This is a genomic window from Neisseria sp. LACPHL-SPEC-2024-00856, from assembly GCF_047915665.1.
Classification (GTDB): domain Bacteria; phylum Pseudomonadota; class Gammaproteobacteria; order Burkholderiales; family Neisseriaceae; genus Neisseria; species Neisseria polysaccharea.
The window spans coordinates 1-18,701 of the sequence record NZ_JBLRPR010000012.1 but is presented as its reverse complement, the minus strand read 5'-3'; the positions used below and the strand labels follow the sequence as shown (position 1 = coordinate 18,701).

The following is an 18,701-nucleotide window of genomic DNA, read 5'->3' as shown; positions in this document are numbered from 1 at the left end:
GTCTGAACGCTTCAGATGGCATTTTATTTGCAAAGGAATTACAGGCTGCGGGCAACTTCGACGATGTCGAAGCATTCCAGTTGGTCGCCTTCCATAATCTCGTTGTAGCCTTTGAGCATCAGACCGCACTCGAAGCCCATACGGACTTCTTTGACGTCGTCCTTGTAGCGTTTCAAAGAAGACAGCTCGCCAGTATGGATAACTACGTTGTTGCGGATGAGGCGGACATGGGAATCGCGTTTGACCACGCCGTCGGTAACCATACAGCCTGCAATATTGCCGACTTTGGAAACGGAGATAACCTGACGGATTTCGACCGTACCGGTTACTTGCTCTTTCTCTTCCGGAGAGAGCATGCCGCTCATGGCGGCTTTCACGTCGTCGATGGCATCGTAGATGATGTTGTAGTAGCGGATTTCCACGTTTTCATTTTCGGCAAGTTTGCGCGAAGAGGCATCTGCACGCACGTTAAAGCCGATAATGAACGCGCCCGAAGCGATGGCAAGGTTGACATCCGATTCGGTAATGCCGCCCACGCCGCTGTGCAACACGTTCACTTTCACCTCGTCTGTGGACAGTTTTTTCAGGCTGCCCGCCAAAGCCTCGTAAGAGCCTTGAACGTCTGCCTTGATGATGACCGACAAAGATTGGGCCTGGGTTTCGCCCATATTGTTGAACATATTTTCCAGCTTCGCCGCCTGCTGTTTGGCAAGGCGCACGTCGCGGTATTTGCCTTGACGGAAGAGGGCGATTTCGCGCGCTTTTTTCTCGTCCGCCAATACCATCGCGTCTTCACCCGCATTCGGTACGTCGGACAAGCCGAGGATTTCGACGGGGATAGACGGGCCGGCTTCGGTAATGGATTTGCCGTTTTCGTCAACCATCGCACGGATTTTGCCGAATGCCGTACCGGCCAGCAGCATATCGCCTTTTTTCAGCGTGCCGCTTTGAACCAGTAATGTGGCAACCGCGCCGCGCCCTTTGTCCAAGCGCGCCTCGACGATGATGCCTTTGGCGGGCGCATCGACCGGGGCGGTCAGTTCCAATACTTCGGCTTCGAGCAATACGGCTTCGAGCAGCGCGTCGATGTTCGTTCCTTTTTTCGCGGAAACGTCGATAAATTGAACCGTGCCGCCCCAATCGTCGGGGATCACTTCGTGTTGGGTCAGTTCCTGACGGATGCGTTCGGGGTTGGCAGTGTCTTTATCGATTTTATTGACGGCAACCACAATCGGAACGCTTGCCGCTTTGGCGTGGGCAATCGCTTCGATGGTTTGCGGCATCACGCCGTCGTCGGCGGCAACCACAAGAATCACGATGTCGGTTGCTTTCGCACCGCGTGCGCGCATGGCGGTAAACGCTTCGTGGCCTGGGGTATCGAGGAAGGTAATCACGCCGCGCGGCGTTTTGACGTGGTACGCGCCAATGTGCTGCGTAATGCCGCCCGCTTCGCCCTGTACCACTTTGGCGCGGCGGATGTAGTCCAGCAGCGAGGTTTTGCCGTGGTCGACGTGTCCCATGACGGTAACGACGGGCGGACGCGGCAATGCTTCGGCTTCCACCGCTTCCGCGCCCTCGTCCAAGAAGGCTTCGGGATCGTCGGCGGCGGCGGGTTTGCCGATGTGTCCGAGTTCTTCGACGACAATCAGGGCGGTGTCTTGGTCGATGGATTGGTTGATGGTAACCATCATGCCCATCTTCATCAGGGCTTTGACCACTTCCACGCCTTTGACTGCCATTTTGTGCGCCAAATCGGCAACGGTAATGGTTTCGGGAACCAAAACTTCATGAACGACGGGTTCGGTCGGTGCTTGGAAGGCGTGTTGGTTCGGCTCGAGTTTGAGTTTTTTGCCTTTTTTGCCGCCGCGTACGCGCTCGTCGTCACCATTGCGTGCATTGTTGCGGTCGCGTCCGCCTTTTCCGCCTTTGCCTTTGGCGTTGCGGCCTTGACCTTCGTCATCGCGGTTGCGGCGGTCTTCTTTTTTTGCTTTTGCCGGATTGACAGGTTTATTTTCGACGGCCGGCGCGGCTGCCTGCTGTTTCTCGGCAGGTTTGGAGGGACGCTGTCTGCCGGTTTTGGCTTCCTGTGCGGCTTTTGTCTGTTGTTCTGCCTGTTGTTTCATGGCTTCGCGGCGTGCCTGGCGTTCCTGTTTCTCTTTCAACAGGGCTTCCTGGTGGGCGCGAAGTGCGGCGGCACGGCGTGCTTCTTCGTCGCGTTGCGCCTGTTCTTCCGCGCTGACCACGGGTTGCGGCACGGCAGGTGCGGCAGGTTTCGCCGGTTTTTTGGCATCTTTGCCTTTGCCGTTTCGCTCGTGTTTCGGCTTGGCGGCTTTTTCTTTGGGCTCGGCGGGTTTTTCAGACGGCATTTTGTCGGCTTGGACTTTTTCCGCTTTGCTTTCTTCGGCGGGTTTGGTTTCCGCCACAACGGGTGCGGTTTCGGCTTTTGCTTCGGTGGGTTTCTGCGCGGCAGGTTTGGCTTTGTTGCCTGCTTTTGCCGCTTTCAGTTTTGCCGCTTCCGCTTCTGCCTTGGCACGGGCTTCTGCGCGTGCGGCAGCTTCGGCTCGGGCTTTTGCCGCGTCTTCTGCCGTCTGCTCCGGCTGGACAGGTGCGGCTTGGGTTTGGGCGGCTTTTACCTGTGCTGCCAATTCTTCGGCAGAAGGAATGTTGACAGTGCGTCCGCGTTTGCGTGTTTCGACTTTTACGCCGTCAACGGTGCTGACTTCGGTTTTGGTGCGGCGGATGCTGATGGTGCTGCTGTTGCTGCCGTTTTTCTTGGTCAGGTAGGCGTTCAGAAGCTGTTTGTCGTCCAGCGTCAGGGAATCGCTGCCGCTGTTTTTGCTGACGCCGGCTTCTTTCAACTGTTTCAACAGGTCTTCGACGGGGCGTTTCAGCTCGGCGGCAAATTGTTCTACGGTTGTGTTACTCATCTGTACCCCCTTTATTTGTCTTCGGTAAACCAGTGTTCGCGTGCGGTCAGGATGACGGCTTTTGCGGTTTCTTCGTTTACACCGGTAATTTCAATCAGTTCGTCCACGGCAAGCTCTGCCAAGTCGTCGCGGGTGGTAATGCCTGCTTCGGCAAGGCTGCGGAGCATATCGGCATCTACGCCTTCGAGGTTGCGCATATCGTCGGACACTTCGCCCAGTTTTTCTTCGGCGGCAATCGCCATGGTCAGGATGGCATCGCGGGCGCGGTTGCGGAGCATATCGACGATTTCTTCGTCAAATCCTTCAATGGCAAGCAGTTCGGCGGCAGGAACATAGGCGACTTCTTCCAAGGTTGCAAAACCTTCCTGAACCAGTACGTCGGCGGTTTCTTCGTCCACGTTCAAGTGATCCATAAACAGGCGGCGGATGGCGGCATCTTCTGCCGCATTGCGTTCGTCTGCCTCGGCGGAAGTCATGATGTTGAGCTGCCAGCCGGTCAGTTCGGAGGCGAGGCGGACGTTTTGACCGCCGCGTCCGATGGCGAGCGCGAGCTGGTCTTCGGCAACGATGACATCGACGGCGTGTTTGTCTTCGTCGATGACGATGCGGCTGACTTCGGCGGGTGAGAGCGCGCTCATGACGAATTGGGCAGGCTCGGGCGACCAAAGGACAACGTCGATGCGCTCGCCGGACAATTCATTGCTGACGGCATTGACACGCGAACCGCGAACGCCGATACAGGTGCCTTGCGGATCGATGCGCTGGTCGTTGGCTTTGACGGCGACTTTGGCACGTTGTCCCGGGTCGCGGGCGACAGCGCGGATTTCAAGCATGCCGTCTGCAATTTCAGGTACTTCATTGGCGTACAGTTTGACGAGGAAATCGCCGGAAGTACGGCTCAGGATGACTTGTTTGCGGCCGGTGTTGCCGATTTCTTCGACGCGCAGGAAGAGGGCGCGGATGCGGTCGCCGCTGCGGAAATTTTCGCGCGGAATCATTTGGTCGCGCGGAATCAGCGCATCCAGTTTGCCGGCAACGACTTCGACGATGATGCCGTGGCGTTCGACGCGTTTGACCGTACCGGACACGATGTCTTCTTTGACGGCGAGAAACTCGTTCAGATTTTGCTCGCGCTCCGCATCGCGGATGCGTTGCAGGATGATTTGTTTGGCGGTTTGTGCGGCTTGGCGGCCGAAGCCTTCGTTGGGCAGCTGCTCTTCATAGTATTCGCCGATTTGGATGGCGGTGCCGGGAATTTCCTCTTGGATTTCCTCGATGGTTTTTTCGACATCGGGATAGGTATAGTCTTCATCGGCGACAATCAGCCAGCGGCGGAAGGTTTGGTATTCGCCGGTATCGCGGTTGATTTGTACGCGGACATCCATGTGTTCGCGGTCTGCCTTTTTCTTGGCGGCGGTAGACAGGGCGAATTCCAGTGCTTGGAAGACGACTTCCGCATCAACGTTTTTTTCGCTTGCCAGTGCTTCTGCCAGCTGTAACATTTCACGACTCATTTTGAACATCTCCAATATTGCTGTGTTTTAGAATTTGAATTCGGGGCGCAGACGGGCTTTGTCGATGTTGCCCAATTCGATTTGTACGGTTTTGCCGTCGAAGGATATGGTAACGGTATCGTTTTCGCAGCCTTCGATTTTACCGATAAAGTTTTTCTGACCGCCTATCGGCAGGCGGGTTTTGATTTTGGCATTCTGACCGGCAAAGCGCACGAAGTCGGCGGCTTTTTTCAAGGGGCGGTCGAGTCCGGGGCTGGAAATTTCCAGGTTTTTGTAGTCGATGTCTTCCACCATAAACACGCGGCTCAAGTGGTTGCTGACGGTTACGCAGTCTTCGACGGTAATGCCGCCTTCTTTGTCGATGAACACGCGCAATGTTCCTTGCGCGGTCAGTTCAAAATCGACCAGTTCGTAGCCCAGGCCGGGCAGGGTTTTTTCGAGGATGGTTTGAATATCCATGCTGCTCCCTATGTACATAATAAAAAAATGGCCCCGTGGCCATTTTTCGTCAAAGTTGAAAAATCGGCGTGATTATAACCGCTTTTGCGGAGAAATGAAAGTGTTGATTTATTTTGTGTTTTTGGGACGGAAAAAAGCGGGTGTAAGGGAGGTTTGTAATGGGAAATCGTGAATATTGTTGACAAAACAAATGTATCTATTTGCCGCTAGCATGATTTTTATGTTTGTAAATCAATATATTGATATTATTTTCCGTGTTCGGGCGGTATGGAATCGGGCGGAGGACAGGTATTTCCCATCCTTGCACAAAGCCTGCTGCAAGCCTAAAATCGGGCGGGTTATTGTTCAGAATCAAGGCTGCATCATGTCTCTTTATCCGATTTACAATTTTTCCGCCGGCCCTGCCGTATTGCCCGAAGCCGTGTTGGAAACGGCGCGGCAGGAAATGTTGGACTACAACGGTACGGGTTTTCCTGTGATGGCAATGAGCCACCGTTCGGAAATGTTTTTGAGCATCCTGCATCATGCGGAACAGGATTTGAGGCAGCTTTTGAAAGTGCCTGACAACTATAAGATATTGTTTCTGCAGGGTGGAGCAACAACCCAATTTAATATGGCAGCCATGAATCTGGCACACGGTTTCCGCACTGCCGACGCGGTGGTAACGGGCAACTGGAGCCGTATCGCTTATGAACAGATGAGCCGTTTGACCGATACGGAAATCCGTTTGGCGGCGCATGGCGGCGAGCAGTTCGACTATCTCGACCTGCCGCCTGTGGAAACGTGGGATGTTGCACCCGATTCGGCGTTTGTCCATTTTGCCGTCAATGAAACTGTCAACGGGCTGCAATACCGTGAAGTGCCTCGCCTTTCAGACGGCATGCCGCCGTTGGTGTGCGATATGTCCAGCGAGATTCTGTCGCGTGAGTTTGATGTTGCCGACTACGGACTGATTTACGCAGGCGCACAAAAAAACATCGGGCCGGCAGGAGTTACGGTGGTGATTGTGCGTGAGGATTTGCTCGAGCGTTGTCCGAACGATATTCCCGATGTGTTCAACTACCGTTCTCATTTGAACCGCGACGGTATGTACAACACGCCGTCAACTTACGCGATTTATATGTCGGGGCTGGTGTTCCGCTGGCTGCAGGCGCAGGGCGGTGTGAAAAAAATTGAAGCGGTCAATAGGCTGAAGGCGCAAACCTTGTATGAGACGATAGATGGCAGCGGCGGTTTTTACATCAACGATATTCATCCTGATGCGCGCTCCAAAATGAATGTGGTCTTCAAAACCGCAAGCGAAGACTTGGACCGCCGTTTTGTGCTGGAAGCCGAATTGCAGGGCTTGTGCCTGTTGAAGGGCTATAAGTCTGTCGGCGGGATGCGCGCCAGCATCTACAATGCGATGCCGCTCGAAGGCGTGCGGGCTTTGGCAGATTTTATGCGCGATTTCCAACGGCGTTACGGTTGATTTTCAAATGCCGCCTGAATGCGTTTCAGACGGCATTTCCTTTCGGTTTTCTGCCGTAATGGTATTGCTGTGCGCTTTGTGTTATAAACCCTGCTTCCGGAATGATTTGAAAGACGATGATATGGACGCTTTGCAGCTTTTGACTACCCGACGCTCTTCAAAAAAACTGGCGGCACCGGCTCCCAATTCGGAGCAGTTGGAACAGATGTTGCAGGCGGCAACCCAAGTTCCCGATCACGGCAATATGCGCCCCTTCCGTTTTACTGTGATTCAAGGCGAGGTAGGATTGCAACGTTTTCGCAATGTGTTGAAGCAAACGGTTGCCGAATTGAATTTCGGCGACGATGCGATGAAAAAGGCGGAAAAAGTGGGCAATATGGCGCCGATGGTTATTGGTGTAACGTTTGCGCCGAACCGCGATGTGCCTAAGCCGAAACCGGAATGGGAGCAGATGCTGACGGCGGGTTGTGCGGCGTATGCGCTGCAACTGGCGGCAACGGCTCAGGGATTCGACAATGTCTGGATTACGGGGATGTGGGTCAACAGCCCTTTGCTGCGTGAGGCTTTCGGTTGTGCGGATAAGGATAAAATCATCGGGCTGATGATGGTCGGCACGCCGACAGAGGAAGTGCATAAGCCCAAGAATACCGATTTGGAAGCGTTTGTCAGCCATTGGTAAAACGGAATCTCAAGCAAAATGCCGTCTGAAAGGCTTTCAGACGGCATTTTTCCATGCGTTTTAAACCGGGTTCATGAAACGCCCGATGCGTTCGGCGGAAATGTCGGGTGTTGCGCCATGTTCGGAGGCGACCAGCGCACCAAGCGCGCAGGCAAAGGTGAGGGCATGTTGGGGTTCCGCGCGGTTGAGCAGCTGATAAATCAGACCGCCAAGAAAACTGTCGCCCGAACCGACGGTATCGGCAACTTCGATTTTAAATCCGCCGTGTCGGAAAAATTCCCCGTTTTTGTACAGGACTGCGCCGTGGCTGCCCAAGGTTACGCAAAGAGTGTCTGTATCGGTCAGTTTTGCCAGATAAACGATGTTTTGCTCCAAACCGTGATAGGGCGATCCGTAAATCTTTGACAGTTCGTAGAGTTCGTCATCGTTGAGTTTGACGACATCAGCCTGTTTCATGGTTTCTAAAATCAGGGAAGCATCGTAATGCGGTTTGCGCAGGTTGACATCGAAGATTTTGAATTTTGCCTGTTGCAGCAGGCTGTTTAAAGTTTTTCGGGAGGTTTCGTCGCGCATGGCCAGGCTGCCGAAAATAAAGGCATCGGATTGGGCAACGCGGTGCAGTGCTGCTTCTTCTGTTCGGATGCCGTCCCATGCACAGGGATAGACAATTTCGTAGGATGCGCTGCCTTGGGCATTCAGCGACACTTTAACCTGACTGGTGGGATAATCCGGATGAATCTGGACAAAGTCGGAAACGATGTTCTTTTGTTGTATTTGTCGGACAAGTTCTTCTCCGTCGCCATCATTTCCCCTACTGCTGATAATGGCGGTATCCATACCGAGCGATTGTAGTCTGTACAGCACGTTTAAAGGTGCGCCGCCCAAAATTTTTCCATCAGGGAAAGTATCCCACAGTATCTCGCCGAAGCCGGTAATTTTCATTGGATTTCCTTGGTTTGGATAAATAGTCGGAAAGTTTGACGGCTTTGCAGACCGTCGCTGATCGGAAATGTAGTAATACTCCGAATGGGTTTTATAAATTTCGTTGGAAAAATAAAACGTTGTCGGTATTTTGACGGGTTTGCCGCAAAGGTGGTTTGATTCACCGCAAGATAATTTTGTTTTTTTCCTACAAAATATTGCTTGAAATTGCAAGATAATGAAACAAAACTAGAATTTTCGGGCAAAAAACGGCGGTACTTTTCAGTACCGCCAAAGCTGCTTTGGTAATTGAAGGGGTTATCGGCTTGCGCAACGGAAGCCCAAGTTGTGCAAGACATATTTGGATTGCAGGCTGGTGCGGATGCCGTAGCGGAGGAAGGCGGCATAGTTGGACGAGTCGCTCGACCCGATAGACGCGCCGCTGCAAAACATTTGCGCGTTGGCATTGCCGGAAGAAAGCAGGCTGCTGTTGAAATCTTCCGTCCATTCCCAAATCAGACCGTGCATATCATAAACGCCCCAGTAGTTCGGGCGACCTTTGCCGACATCGTGCAGGCCTTTCCGTCCGCCGTCGGCATACCAATCGAGAATAGTGCGGTTGTAGCCAGGTTCGTTTGAGCCGTTTTTCTGCGTGGCGGAAGCAAGTCCGGCAAATTCCCATTCGTCAATAGTCGGTAGGCGTTTGCCTTGTGCGGCGCAATAGGCGTTGGCGGCAAACCAGGAAACATTGGTAACGGGTTGTTTCAGTTCGTTTGCTTTCGGCGCATAGCTGCGGCTGCCGTTTTTCATCCAGTGTTTCAGATAAGAAGACTCCGCCTGTTTGGAACTGACCTTGCCTTTTTGCCATTTGGGGTGGCTGTTGACAAATTCGGCAAACTCGGCATTGGTAACGGGATATTTATCCAGCTTGAACGGTTTGACTTTAATCAGGCCGGTATCTTTTTTCAGATAAAGCGGGCGGTAGCTGCCGCCTTCGATTTGAACCATTTCGGCAGCCGCCGCTTGGGTGCCGGCGAGTGCCGCGCCGAGGAAAAATAACCGGACGTACTTCATAAAGCCTCCTGACAGGCGGTTAACATTGATTTTTCAGACGGCATTTTAAACGAGGCCGCGAATGCCGTCTGAAAAATCAATCTTCCGAAAGGAAAGATTGGTTGTTAAAAAACCACTGCCGTGCGTAATGAAGTACGGCGGCAGTGGTTTGTTCCGCTAATGACGGATATCCGATTTAGTAAACGCTTTTTTCGGATGCAGAGGCTGCCGGGGCGGAAGCTGCGGGAGCGGAAGCGGCAGAAGCCGCACCGTTGCCGGCGTAAGCGGTATCACTCAATTTTTGAGTCATAATTTCAGGGTTTTCCGCACCCTCTACTTTCAATTGGCCCAACGCGCCTTTGTTGAATGCGCGGAAGATGGAGTGGTCGACCAAAGTGTAGCTGCCCGGGATGTCGACTTTGAATTCGACAATGGCAGAGCCGCCGGCAGGAACGATGGTGCTTTGTACGTTTTCGTTAATCAGCTTGCCGCCTTCAACATAAACTTTGTCGAAGATTTCGCCGATGACGTGGAAGGAAGACACCAAGTTCGGGCCGCCGTTACCGACGTACATACGCACGGTTTCGCCTGCTTTGGCTTTCAGCGCGTTATCGCCGGCGATAGAACCTACATGACCGTTGAATACGACGTATTCAGGCTGTTCGGCAACGGCTTTGTCCATATCGAACGGTTGCAGGCCTTGCGCGCCTTTTTTGCCTTTGGTGTAGAAGTCGCCTTGGACGATGTAGAACTCTTTATCCACTTTCGGCAGACCTTCTTTAGGCTCGACCAAAATCAGACCGTACATACCGTTGGCGATGTGCATACCGACCGGCGCGACGGCGCAGTGGTAGATATACAGGCCCGGTTGCAGGGCTTTGAAGCTGAATGTGGAAGTACGACCCGGGGCGGTAAAGGTTGCAGCCGCGCCGCCGCCCTGACCGGTAGCCGCGTGGAAGTCGACGTTATGGGGAACGGTAGAAGAAGGATTGTTGGAAAATTCCACTTCAACCGTATCGCCTTCGCGTACGCGGATCATACGGCCCGGAACGTCGCCGTCAAATGTCCAGTAGCGGTATTCCACGCCGTCGTCCATTTTCATGGTTTTTTCGACGGTTTCCATTTTTACGCGGACTTTGGCAGGGTAGTCGCGGTCGATTGCAGGAGGTACTTCGGGAGCGTGGGTGGTAACCGCATCGATAACGGGCAGCTCGCCGGACGGTGTTTCGGCAGCAGTTTGTGCGGCGGAGCTTGCGGCTTCGGCGGAAGCGGCAGGGGTTTCGGCAGGGGCTTGCGCGGCAGGTTCGCCGCCGCAGGCGGCTAAGGCGAATAAGGAAGCAATCATTGCGGCTAATGCTTGGCGTTTCATAATGTTTTCCTTTTGTAAGAAAAGTAGGGAGATTGGTTAAGAACTGGTGTGATTATGCGGTTGCTTATCTATGTATATTTTGATTTAGGTCAAGTAATTCAATAAATATGAACTTAAAATGACACTTCTAATACTTTATAACTACTAAAAATTACAATAAATAAGCTGATTTACCGGGTGCTTCGGCAAATCAGGCAAAGGCAGGGCAGTTTTTGAGTAAAGAATAATGATAGTTATTATCATATATGTATTTGTTTTATATGTGAGTTTGTTTGAACAAATATTTATTTGCGCGGTAAACCGTGCTACAATCTTTAACATTCATATTCTGTGAATTTTAAACAACTGCTTTATTAAAAGGAGCTCTCAAAATGGGACAGTACAAGAAGCTGTGGTACTTGCTGTTCGCCGTTCTGGCGGTATGCTTTACCATTCTCGGCTATATGGGCAGCGAGGTTTATAAGAAAGCCCCGCCTTACCCCGAACAGGTCGTTTCCGCATCAGGCAAAGTGCTGATGACGAAAGACGATATTTTGGCAGGTCAGTCTGCATGGCAGAGTACTGGCGGTATGGAAGTCGGTTCGATTTTGGGTCACGGCGCATATCAGGCTCCGGACTGGACGGCCGACTGGCTGCATCGTGAGTTGGTTGCCTGGTTGGATTTGACCGCGCAACAGACTTACGGCAAAAAATTTGATGAAGTTTCCCCTGAAGAACAAGCCGTTCTGAAAACCCGCCTGGCTGACGAATACCGCAACCAAAGCCGTGTGAAAGAAGACGGCAGCGTCGTCATCAGCGATACGCGCGTGAAAGCCATCGAAAGCATCCTGCCTTATTACCACGGCGTTTACGGCGACGATCCCAAGCTGCAAACCACCCGCGAACACTTTGCAATGAAAAACAACACATTGCCAAGCCAAGAAGCGCGTGAAAAACTGTTCGACTTCTTCTTCTGGACTTCTTGGTCTGCTTCGACCAACCGTCCCGGCGAGGTCTTTACCTACACCAACAACTGGCCGCACGAGCCTTTGATTAACAATGTACCGACTACTGAAAACTATATGTGGTCGTTTACCAGTGTTGTACTGCTCTTGATGGGCATCGGTTTGTTGATGTGGGGTTATTCCTTCCTGACCAAACACGAGGAAGTGGAAGTGCCGTCTGAAGACCCGATTTCCAAAATCCAACTGACCCCTTCGCAAAAAGCATTGGGCAAATACGTCTTCCTGACGGTCGCCCTGTTTGTGGTACAAGTATTGCTGGGCGGTCTGACCGCGCACTACACCGTCGAAGGTCAGGGTTTCTACGGCATTGACGAGGCGTTGGGCTTTGAAATGTCCGACTGGTTTCCCTATGCCCTGACCCGTACTTGGCACATCCAATCCGCCATCTTCTGGATTGCAACCGGCTTTTTGACGGCAGGTTTGTTCCTGGCGCCGATTGTCAACGGCGGTAAAGATCCCAAGTTCCAACGTGCCGGCGTGAACTTCCTCTACATTGCCCTGTTTATCGTGGTCGGCGGTTCTTACGCGGGCAACTTCTTCGCGTTGACGCACATCCTTCCGCCGGAATTTAACTTCTGGTTCGGACACCAAGGTTACGAATACCTCGATTTGGGACGTTTCTGGCAACTCCTTTTGATGGTCGGTCTGTTGTTGTGGCTGTTCCTGATGTTGCGTTGCACGGTTTCCGCCTTCAAAGAAAAAGGCGTGGACAAAAACCTGCTGGCAATCTTTGTCGCTTCTATGGTCGGTGTGGGCGTATTCTACGCACCGGGCCTGTTCTATGGCGAAAAATCCCCGATTGCCGTAATGGAATACTGGCGTTGGTGGGTGGTTCACCTGTGGGTGGAAGGCTTCTTTGAAGTATTTGCCACTGCCGCCTTTGCCTTTGTCTTCTACAATATGGGCTTTGTCCGCCGCAGTACCGCCACTGCCTCCACTTTGGCCGCTGCCGCCATCTTTATGTTGGGCGGCGTTCCAGGTACGCTGCACCACCTGTACTTCTCCGGCTCTACCTCCGCCTCTATGGCAATCGGCGCCTGCTTCTCCGCTTTGGAAGTCGTGCCGCTGGTGTTGCTGGGCCGTGAAGCATACGAGCATTGGTCTTACCAACACCTGTCCGACTGGGCGAAACGCCTGCGTTGGCCGCTGATGTGCTTCGTGGCAGTCGCCTTTTGGAATATGATCGGTGCCGGCGTATTCGGCTTCCTGATCAATCCGCCGATTTCCCTGTTCTATATTCAAGGTTTGAACACTTCTGCCGTTCACGCGCACGCCGCCTTGTTCGGTGTGTACGGTTTCTTGGCATTGGGCTTCGTATTGTTGGTTGCCCGTTATTTGAAACCGAACGCGCAGTTTGATGACAAACTGATGACTTGGGGCTTCTGGCTGCTCAACGGCGGCTTGGTCGGTATGATTGTTATCAGCCTGCTGCCTGTCGGCGCGATTCAGGCATACGCCTCCATCACGCACGGTCTGTGGTATGCCCGCAGCGAAGAGTTCCTGCAAATGGAAATCCTCGATACCTTGCGTTGGGTACGTACGGCAGCTGACTTGATCTTTATCGGCGGTGCAATCTGCGTTGCCATCCAAGCTACTAAAATCGTATTCGGCCGGGACAAATAAGTTTTAGCCTGAAAATGGAAACCGCACCTGCCATCAGGTGCGGTTTTTTTACAGGAAAATGCCGTCTGAAGGCTTCAGACGGCATTTGTCCGTTTGCGGGTTTATTCCGAAATATCGGCAACACCGCTTTCGGGGAAGATAGGTAAATCCGGCGGCGGGAGCAGGGTATCCAAAGTCAGGGCGGACGCATCCAGTGTCGGATAGCCTTCAAACGCGACCGAATAACCGCCGTTTCCGTTCATACGGATTCGGGCGTGCGCGCCCAGCGGGAAAGTAATTTTGTCGGCAATATGTCCGAACGGGAAACCTGTCAGCACAGGAATTTTTGCCGTACGCGAAATATGGTTGACCACGGTAGAAAAATCATAAGACGAATCGTATACATCGCGGATATTGCCCATACGGAAATCGCCGAACACGATGGCGCGTTGTTTGTCCAAAATACCCGAAAGATACAGCGTATTGAGCATACGTTCGATGCGGTAGGGCTGTTCGCCGACATCTTCGAGAAACAAAATGCCACCGTCGATGTCGGGCATATAAGGCGTGCCAACGAGTGAGGCGAGGACGCTTAAGTTGCCGCCCCACAACGTGCCTTCGGTTTCGACATTGGCGCGTTGGATATAAGGAACATCAACGGTTAGGCGGTTTTGGGTTGCCCCCTTGATAAAGGCATCCATTGTAAACACGCTGGGGGAGGGTTTGCCGAATTCGCTGTATGCCATCGGACCGGCAAAACTCATCATATTGCCTTTTGCCAAGAGTGCCAGCTGGACGGCGCAAACATCGCTGAAGCCGAAAAACAGCGTACCGCGTTCGCGCATTCTTGCGCCGAGTGAGACAAAATCAATATGCGGCAGAATGCGTGCCGCACCATAACCGCCGCGCAAACCCATCAGAACTTTCGGCATGGCAACGCGACCGGAAGCAACATCTTGGAAATCGGCGGCACGTTGTGCGTCCGTACCGGCAAACCGTTGGAAGCGGCGGCTGCCCGCCTGTTGGTTGGTTACGGTAAAACCGGCATTGTAAAGGCGGGTCAATGCAGTATTGACGCGGTTGATGTCTTCGGCAAAGCCTGAGGAGGCGACAATACGCAGAAGATTGTCGGCAGAATTAGAATGGCGTGGTGGTTCGGAGTACACGGTTCGGGCTTTCGCAACAGGGTGAGAGGGCGCGGATGGGGCATTGTTTGAAGCAGGCGCAGTACCGCAAGCCTGGAGCAGTCCCGCGCCTGCGGCGGCGGTGCAGGTTTTCAGAAAACGGCGGCGGGAGGTCGGTTCGGTCATAATTTCCCTTTCATACGGTTTCAGACGGCATTGGCGGGCTTAAAGCAGCTTTTTAAGCTGTTCCGTCCAATCTTGCGGCAGGGTCATACCGTGTTTCCGGACGGGGTTTGCCCAAATCGGCGCGGGGAAAGTCGCATCGTTTTCAAAGCGGGCGATAATATGCCAGTGCAGGTGCGGCACGATATTGCCCAAGCTGGCGAGGTTGATTTTTGCCGGACGGAACACTTGGCGCATAGCGGCTTCGACTTTGTACACCATTTCCATCAATTCGCCGCGTTCCGCTGCCGAAAGGTCGGTCATTTCGGCAATATGCTTACGCCAAATGACGCGGCAGAATGCAGGCGAACCGCTATCGTTATGGACGGCGATGACGCGCAGCTTGGGGGTTTGCAGCAAAATATCTTCATCTTGTGCCGTGCAGATGGGGCAGGGTTGGGCGGTCATTTTTCCTTATTCCTGAAAGTGTTTAAAAAACGGTAGGGCAATTTCTGATATAGTGGATTAACAAAAATCAGGACAAGGCGACGAAGCCGCAGACAGTACAAATAGTACGGAACCGATTCACTTGGTGCTTGAGCACCTTAGAGAATCGTTCTCTTTGAGCTAAGGCGAGGCAACGCAGTACTGGTTTAAAGTTAATCCACTATAGTTTAATTTGTCTGTCCGCATTGCCGCTAATTGTACCACTTCATCGTGTTTCCTTTTCGGTTGAAACCCCGCCACTCGGACATCTGTCCTTCGGGGCGGCAGGATCAGACTTTATTTGGGAGGGGTGTAACCCCTTCCAAATCAGGACGACACATAGGGCGGTGCTTTATGTGTCATCCTGTGTGTTGAAATATATCGGACGTGTTTGAACAGTTGTGCGGCAAACTGTTTTAGCGGCAGGCAAGAGATGCCGTCTGATGCCCATTGGTCGTTATTCCCGAGCAGGCAGTTGCTACGGTTGCTGAAGCCCCTTAGCCGTTGCGCAGGCGATTGCTACGGTTACTAAATTCTCGTCATTCCCGCGAAAGCGGGAATCTAGAACTTTTAAATTTTCAGACGGCTTTTGAATATTGCCGTTGCCCGACGTTCTGGATTCCCGCCTGCGCGGGAATGACGGGGCGGGCGGCTGCCGTCTGAAACCCCGTGATTCCTGCAACTTTTCGTCATTACCGTGAAAATGGGAATCTAGAACTTTTAAATTTTCAGACGGCATTTTTGTCGGTGCGGCACTCAGGAAAACTGCGCCGCGCCACGGTTTGCCAAATCGTCGGCGCGTTCGTTTTCGGCGTGTCCCGCGTGTCCTTTCACCCAAGTCCAGCTGACTTGGTGCCGTCCGACCAGCGCGTCGAGTTCTTTCCACAAGTCGTCGTTTTTGACGGGCTGTTTGGCGGCGGTTTTCCAGCCGTTGCGCTTCCAGCCGTGTATCCAGTTTTCCATACCGTTTTTGACGTATTGCGAGTCGGTGCAGATGATGACGGTGCAGCGGCGTTTGAGGGACTTCAGCCCTTCGATGACGGCGGTCAGTTCCATACGGTTGTTGGTGGTTTGCGCCTCGCCGCCGAAAAGTTCTTTTTCGTGGCTGCCGTAGCGCATTAATACGCCCCAGCCGCCCGCGCCGGGATTGCCTTTGCACGCGCCGTCGGTGTAAAGGTAAACGGTTTTATCCATTATTGTGCCTTTGTGTGGTGTCCGGCGTGATTATAAGCGGTTTGCGCGCCGTGCCGTCTGAAAGATTACGGCGGATTGAAATAGGCATATAATGTGCAACTTTATTTTTGAATATGAAGGAGCGGATAGTGGGTCAAAGTGGCGAGTTGTTTTGTTTCGGACAAATGCCCGTATGGAAGGTGGAAAACCTGCCGGAAGTTTTGTTGTCGGGTTATGCGTCCGAAGAAGGGGAGTGGGTCTGCCTGAATGTGTTGCAGGGCGATGTCGAAGTCCGCACGCAGGACGGGGCGACGGAGGTTTGGTCGGCGAAAAGCGGCGATTGTGTGTTTGCGCCGCAGCAGGTGTTTTCTGTCAAACCGAAAACGGACGATGCCGAAATCCGTTTGTCGCTGTATTGCGCGGCGGCAGACTATTTTCACAAAAAATACGGGATGAGTGCCACGCATTCTGCGGTCGCGGCGGCACAGGATACCGTACCGGCGGGCAGGGCGTTGGATATGGGCTGCGGACAGGGGCGCAACGCGCTGTTTCTCGGTTTGAAGGGATTTGAAGTTACTGCAGTCGATCACAATCCCGCCGCCTTGGCAAACGTGGCGGAGCTGGCAGAGGCGGAGGGCTTGAACGTCCGCACGCTGGAATATGACTTGAATGCCGCCGCCCTTCAGGGCGAGTTTGATTATATTGTGGCAACAGTGGTGCTGATGTTCCTGATGCCGCAGCGCGTGCCCAACGTGATTGCCGATATGCAGGCGCATACGGCGGCGGGCGGGTACAACTTGATTGTATCGGCAATGGATACGGCGGATTTCCCCTGTCCGATGCCGTTCCCTTTTAAATTTAAAGAGGGCGAGCTGAAGGATTATTATCGGGATTGGGAGCTGGTCGAATACAAAGAAGAATTGGGTTCTATGCACGCCAAAGACGAAAACGGCAATCCGATACGGTTTAAATTTGTAACCATGCTGGCGAAAAAGCCTGAATAATCCTCAAAAATGCCGTCTGAACATTTTGTTTCAGACGGCATTTTTACGTCTAGTCCCGATACGCCCAATGATTGACCGGACCGTGTCCCGCGCCGATTTCCAAAGGGTTTGAGATTGCCGCCGTGATGTAGGCCTTGGCAGTCTGTACGGCTTCGCAAACGTCCGAGCCTTTTGCCAACTCGGCGGTAATGCAGGCGGAAAACGTGCAGCCTGTGCCGTGCGTGTGGGCGGTCGGAAAGCGCGGGCTGTCCAATTCCAGCGTTTCGTTTTGCGTAAACAGCCAATCCGTGCAGCGTCCGCTTGCGCTGTCGTTCAAATGTCCGCCTTTGATAACGACATTTTTGACACCGTAATCAAGCAGGATTTTTGCCGCACGTTCCGCATCTTTACGGCTTTCGATATGCACGCCGGTCAGGGCTTCCGCTTCGGGCAGGTTGGGGGTCAATACATCCGTATCGGGAAGCAGCAGGCGCGTCAGTGCTGTAACGGCGGAATCCTGCAACAGCGGTGCTCCTCCTTTGGCAATCATTACAGGATCAAGCACGCGCCTGCCAAAGCTGCAGTGTTTCAGCTTGTCGGCAACGCATTCGATGATTTCCGCAGTGCCGAGCATACCGATTTTGTAGGCGCGGATGTCAAAGTCTTCCCTGATTGCTTGGATTTGCGCGGTGATGGTTTCGGTCGGGACGAGATGAACCGCCGACACGCCCAAGGTATTTTGCGCGGTAACGGCAGTGATGACGCACGTTCCGAACACGCCGCGCATCTGAAACGTTTTCAAATCCGCCTGAATGCCCGCACCGCCGCCCGAATCCGAACCGGCGATGGTAAGCGTTTGCACAAAAGAGCTTTTCATTTGTTCCTCCTTAATATTGCGTCCGATAAAAAGGGCTTCTGCCTGTAAAAAAGCACAGCGATGCCGTCTGAAAACCGCAGCGCGGGGTTTGTGGTGCATTATATGTCGTATTGCAGGACAAGGCACAGGGCAGGGCGGCGGGGTGCATCGTAGCAACTGTATTTTTGCCCGACGGGGTGAAAAATACAGTTGCTACACCCACTGATAATGAAAAAAGAGGGCAATGCCGTCTGAACACGTGTTGCGGCGAGTATAAACCGGCACGCTTTATTCGTCATTCCCACAAAAACAGAAACCTAAAATTCCGTCATTCCCGCGCAGGCGGGAATCCAGTGTGTTCGGTTTCAGTTGTTTTTGGGTTTCGGGTAATTTTCAAATCGTCATTCCCACGAAAGTGGGAATCCAGACCTTCGGGGCGGCGGAAATATTCAAAGGTTATCTGAAAATTTAGAGGTTCTAGATTCCCGTTTTCACGGGAATGACGAAGGTTGCGGGAATGACGACTTATAATAAAAAAAACCTGCTTGAAACAAGCAGGTTTTTGAATTGGCACGCCCACGGGGATTCGAACCCCGGTTGCCGCCGTGAAAGGGCAGTGTCCTAGGCCTCTAGACGATGGGCGCGTGAAGGTGCGTTATTTTACAAGGCTTCGGAAACTTGTCAAGCCTGTTGCGTAAAATCAACGGCAAAAAATGTAAACTTCCGCTAATTTTTATATATAAAATATATAAATATCAACAAATTAATTGTATTTTTTTTTTTTTTTTTTTTTTTGCGTGTCAATGATTTAAGCATATAATGACAAAAATTATATACTCGCAAAATGGAAAAATTGATGAAACAAAAAAAGACAGTTCAATGCATCTTACTTGGTTTTGCAGCCGCTTCTATGCACGC

Annotated in this window: 16 protein-coding genes and 1 tRNA gene; 4 read left to right on the top strand and 13 right to left on the bottom strand. The window is 52.6% G+C overall.

What is annotated here, in order from left to right; translation table 11 throughout:
• Positions 1–38: 38 nt before the first annotated feature.
• From infB to rimP, 3 genes are read right to left on the bottom strand one after another with little or no spacing between them, the layout of a single operon-like run.
• Positions 39–2,927, bottom strand: coding sequence for a translation initiation factor IF-2 (infB, locus tag ACNAU7_RS09365; RefSeq protein WP_416302063.1), 2,889 nt, complete (start codon positions 2,925–2,927; stop codon positions 39–41).
• Positions 2,928–2,938: 11 nt separating this feature from the next.
• Positions 2,939–4,441, bottom strand: a complete 1,503-nt coding sequence (gene nusA, locus ACNAU7_RS09360; protein ID WP_025456943.1) for a transcription termination factor NusA — start codon at positions 4,439–4,441, stop codon at positions 2,939–2,941.
• A gap of 27 nt (positions 4,442–4,468) precedes the next feature.
• On the bottom strand, positions 4,469–4,900 hold the full coding sequence (rimP, locus tag ACNAU7_RS09355) for a ribosome maturation factor RimP (RefSeq protein WP_416302062.1): 432 nt from the start codon (positions 4,898–4,900) through the stop codon (positions 4,469–4,471).
• A 364-nt stretch (positions 4,901–5,264) separates the two neighbouring features.
• On the opposite strand from rimP, the gene serC reads away from it, so the two are divergent.
• Both serC and ACNAU7_RS09345 read left to right on the top strand, forming a co-directional pair.
• Entirely contained in the window at positions 5,265–6,371 is a 1,107-nt protein-coding gene (gene serC, locus ACNAU7_RS09350) for a phosphoserine transaminase (RefSeq protein WP_416302061.1), read from the top strand.
• Between the two features lie 121 nt (positions 6,372–6,492).
• Positions 6,493–7,050, top strand: a complete 558-nt coding sequence (locus tag ACNAU7_RS09345) for a nitroreductase family protein (protein WP_416302072.1) — start codon at positions 6,493–6,495, stop codon at positions 7,048–7,050.
• 60 nt (positions 7,051–7,110) lie between these two features.
• On the opposite strand, the gene ACNAU7_RS09340 is transcribed toward ACNAU7_RS09345, so the two are convergent.
• The 4 genes from ACNAU7_RS09340 to nirK all read right to left on the bottom strand — a co-directional run bounded on the left by ACNAU7_RS09340 (position 7,111) and on the right by nirK (position 10,393).
• Complete coding sequence (locus tag ACNAU7_RS09340; RefSeq protein WP_416302060.1) at positions 7,111–7,992, bottom strand: carbohydrate kinase family protein; 882 nt, start codon at positions 7,990–7,992, stop codon at positions 7,111–7,113.
• Positions 7,989–8,330 carry a hypothetical protein gene (locus ACNAU7_RS09335; protein WP_416302059.1) on the bottom strand — a complete coding sequence of 114 codons (342 nt, stop codon included), beginning with the start codon at positions 8,328–8,330 and terminating at the stop codon, positions 7,989–7,991. Before ACNAU7_RS09335 ends, ACNAU7_RS09340 begins: the two co-directional genes overlap by 4 nt.
• A complete protein-coding gene (locus tag ACNAU7_RS09330) occupies positions 8,290–9,045 on the bottom strand; it encodes a formylglycine-generating enzyme family protein (protein ID WP_416302058.1) in 756 nt (251 codons plus the stop codon). The genes ACNAU7_RS09335 and ACNAU7_RS09330 overlap by 41 nt, the downstream gene beginning before the upstream one ends.
• Positions 9,046–9,220: 175 nt before the next feature.
• The gene (gene nirK, locus ACNAU7_RS09325; RefSeq protein WP_003709138.1) at positions 9,221–10,393 is read right to left on the bottom strand and encodes a copper-containing nitrite reductase; all 1,173 of its coding nucleotides are present in this window, start codon (positions 10,391–10,393) and stop codon (positions 9,221–9,223) included.
• Between the two features lie 371 nt (positions 10,394–10,764).
• Between nirK and ACNAU7_RS09320 the strand changes: the two genes are divergently transcribed.
• Complete coding sequence (locus tag ACNAU7_RS09320; RefSeq protein ID WP_096109121.1) at positions 10,765–13,020, top strand: nitric-oxide reductase large subunit; 2,256 nt, start codon at positions 10,765–10,767, stop codon at positions 13,018–13,020.
• Between the two features lie 101 nt (positions 13,021–13,121).
• Here ACNAU7_RS09320 and ACNAU7_RS09315 read toward each other — a convergent pair whose 3' ends face one another.
• From ACNAU7_RS09315 to rnhA, 4 genes are all read right to left on the bottom strand, one after another.
• The gene (locus ACNAU7_RS09315; RefSeq protein WP_416302057.1) at positions 13,122–14,309 is read right to left on the bottom strand and encodes an LD-carboxypeptidase; all 1,188 of its coding nucleotides are present in this window, start codon (positions 14,307–14,309) and stop codon (positions 13,122–13,124) included.
• Between the two features lie 39 nt (positions 14,310–14,348).
• A complete protein-coding gene (locus ACNAU7_RS09310; RefSeq protein ID WP_118779417.1) occupies positions 14,349–14,753 on the bottom strand; it encodes an HIT family protein in 405 nt (134 codons plus the stop codon).
• A gap of 496 nt (positions 14,754–15,249) precedes the next feature.
• Positions 15,250–15,510 carry a hypothetical protein gene (locus ACNAU7_RS09305; protein ID WP_416302056.1) on the bottom strand — a complete coding sequence of 87 codons (261 nt, stop codon included), beginning with the start codon at positions 15,508–15,510 and terminating at the stop codon, positions 15,250–15,252.
• 17 nt (positions 15,511–15,527) lie between these two features.
• Positions 15,528–15,965 carry a ribonuclease HI gene (gene rnhA, locus ACNAU7_RS09300; RefSeq protein WP_002235548.1) on the bottom strand — a complete coding sequence of 146 codons (438 nt, stop codon included), beginning with the start codon at positions 15,963–15,965 and terminating at the stop codon, positions 15,528–15,530.
• Between the two features lie 113 nt (positions 15,966–16,078).
• Between rnhA and tehB the strand changes: the two genes are divergently transcribed.
• Positions 16,079–16,948 (top strand): SAM-dependent methyltransferase TehB, encoded by an 870-nt coding sequence (tehB, locus tag ACNAU7_RS09295; protein WP_416302071.1) that lies wholly within the window; start codon positions 16,079–16,081, stop codon positions 16,946–16,948.
• Between the two features lie 49 nt (positions 16,949–16,997).
• On the opposite strand, the gene thiD is transcribed toward tehB, so the two are convergent.
• A complete protein-coding gene (thiD, locus tag ACNAU7_RS09290; RefSeq protein WP_416302055.1) occupies positions 16,998–17,804 on the bottom strand; it encodes a bifunctional hydroxymethylpyrimidine kinase/phosphomethylpyrimidine kinase in 807 nt (268 codons plus the stop codon).
• A 547-nt stretch (positions 17,805–18,351) separates the two neighbouring features.
• A tRNA-Glu gene (locus tag ACNAU7_RS09285) sits at positions 18,352–18,427 on the bottom strand.
• Positions 18,428–18,701: the final 274 nt, after the last annotated feature.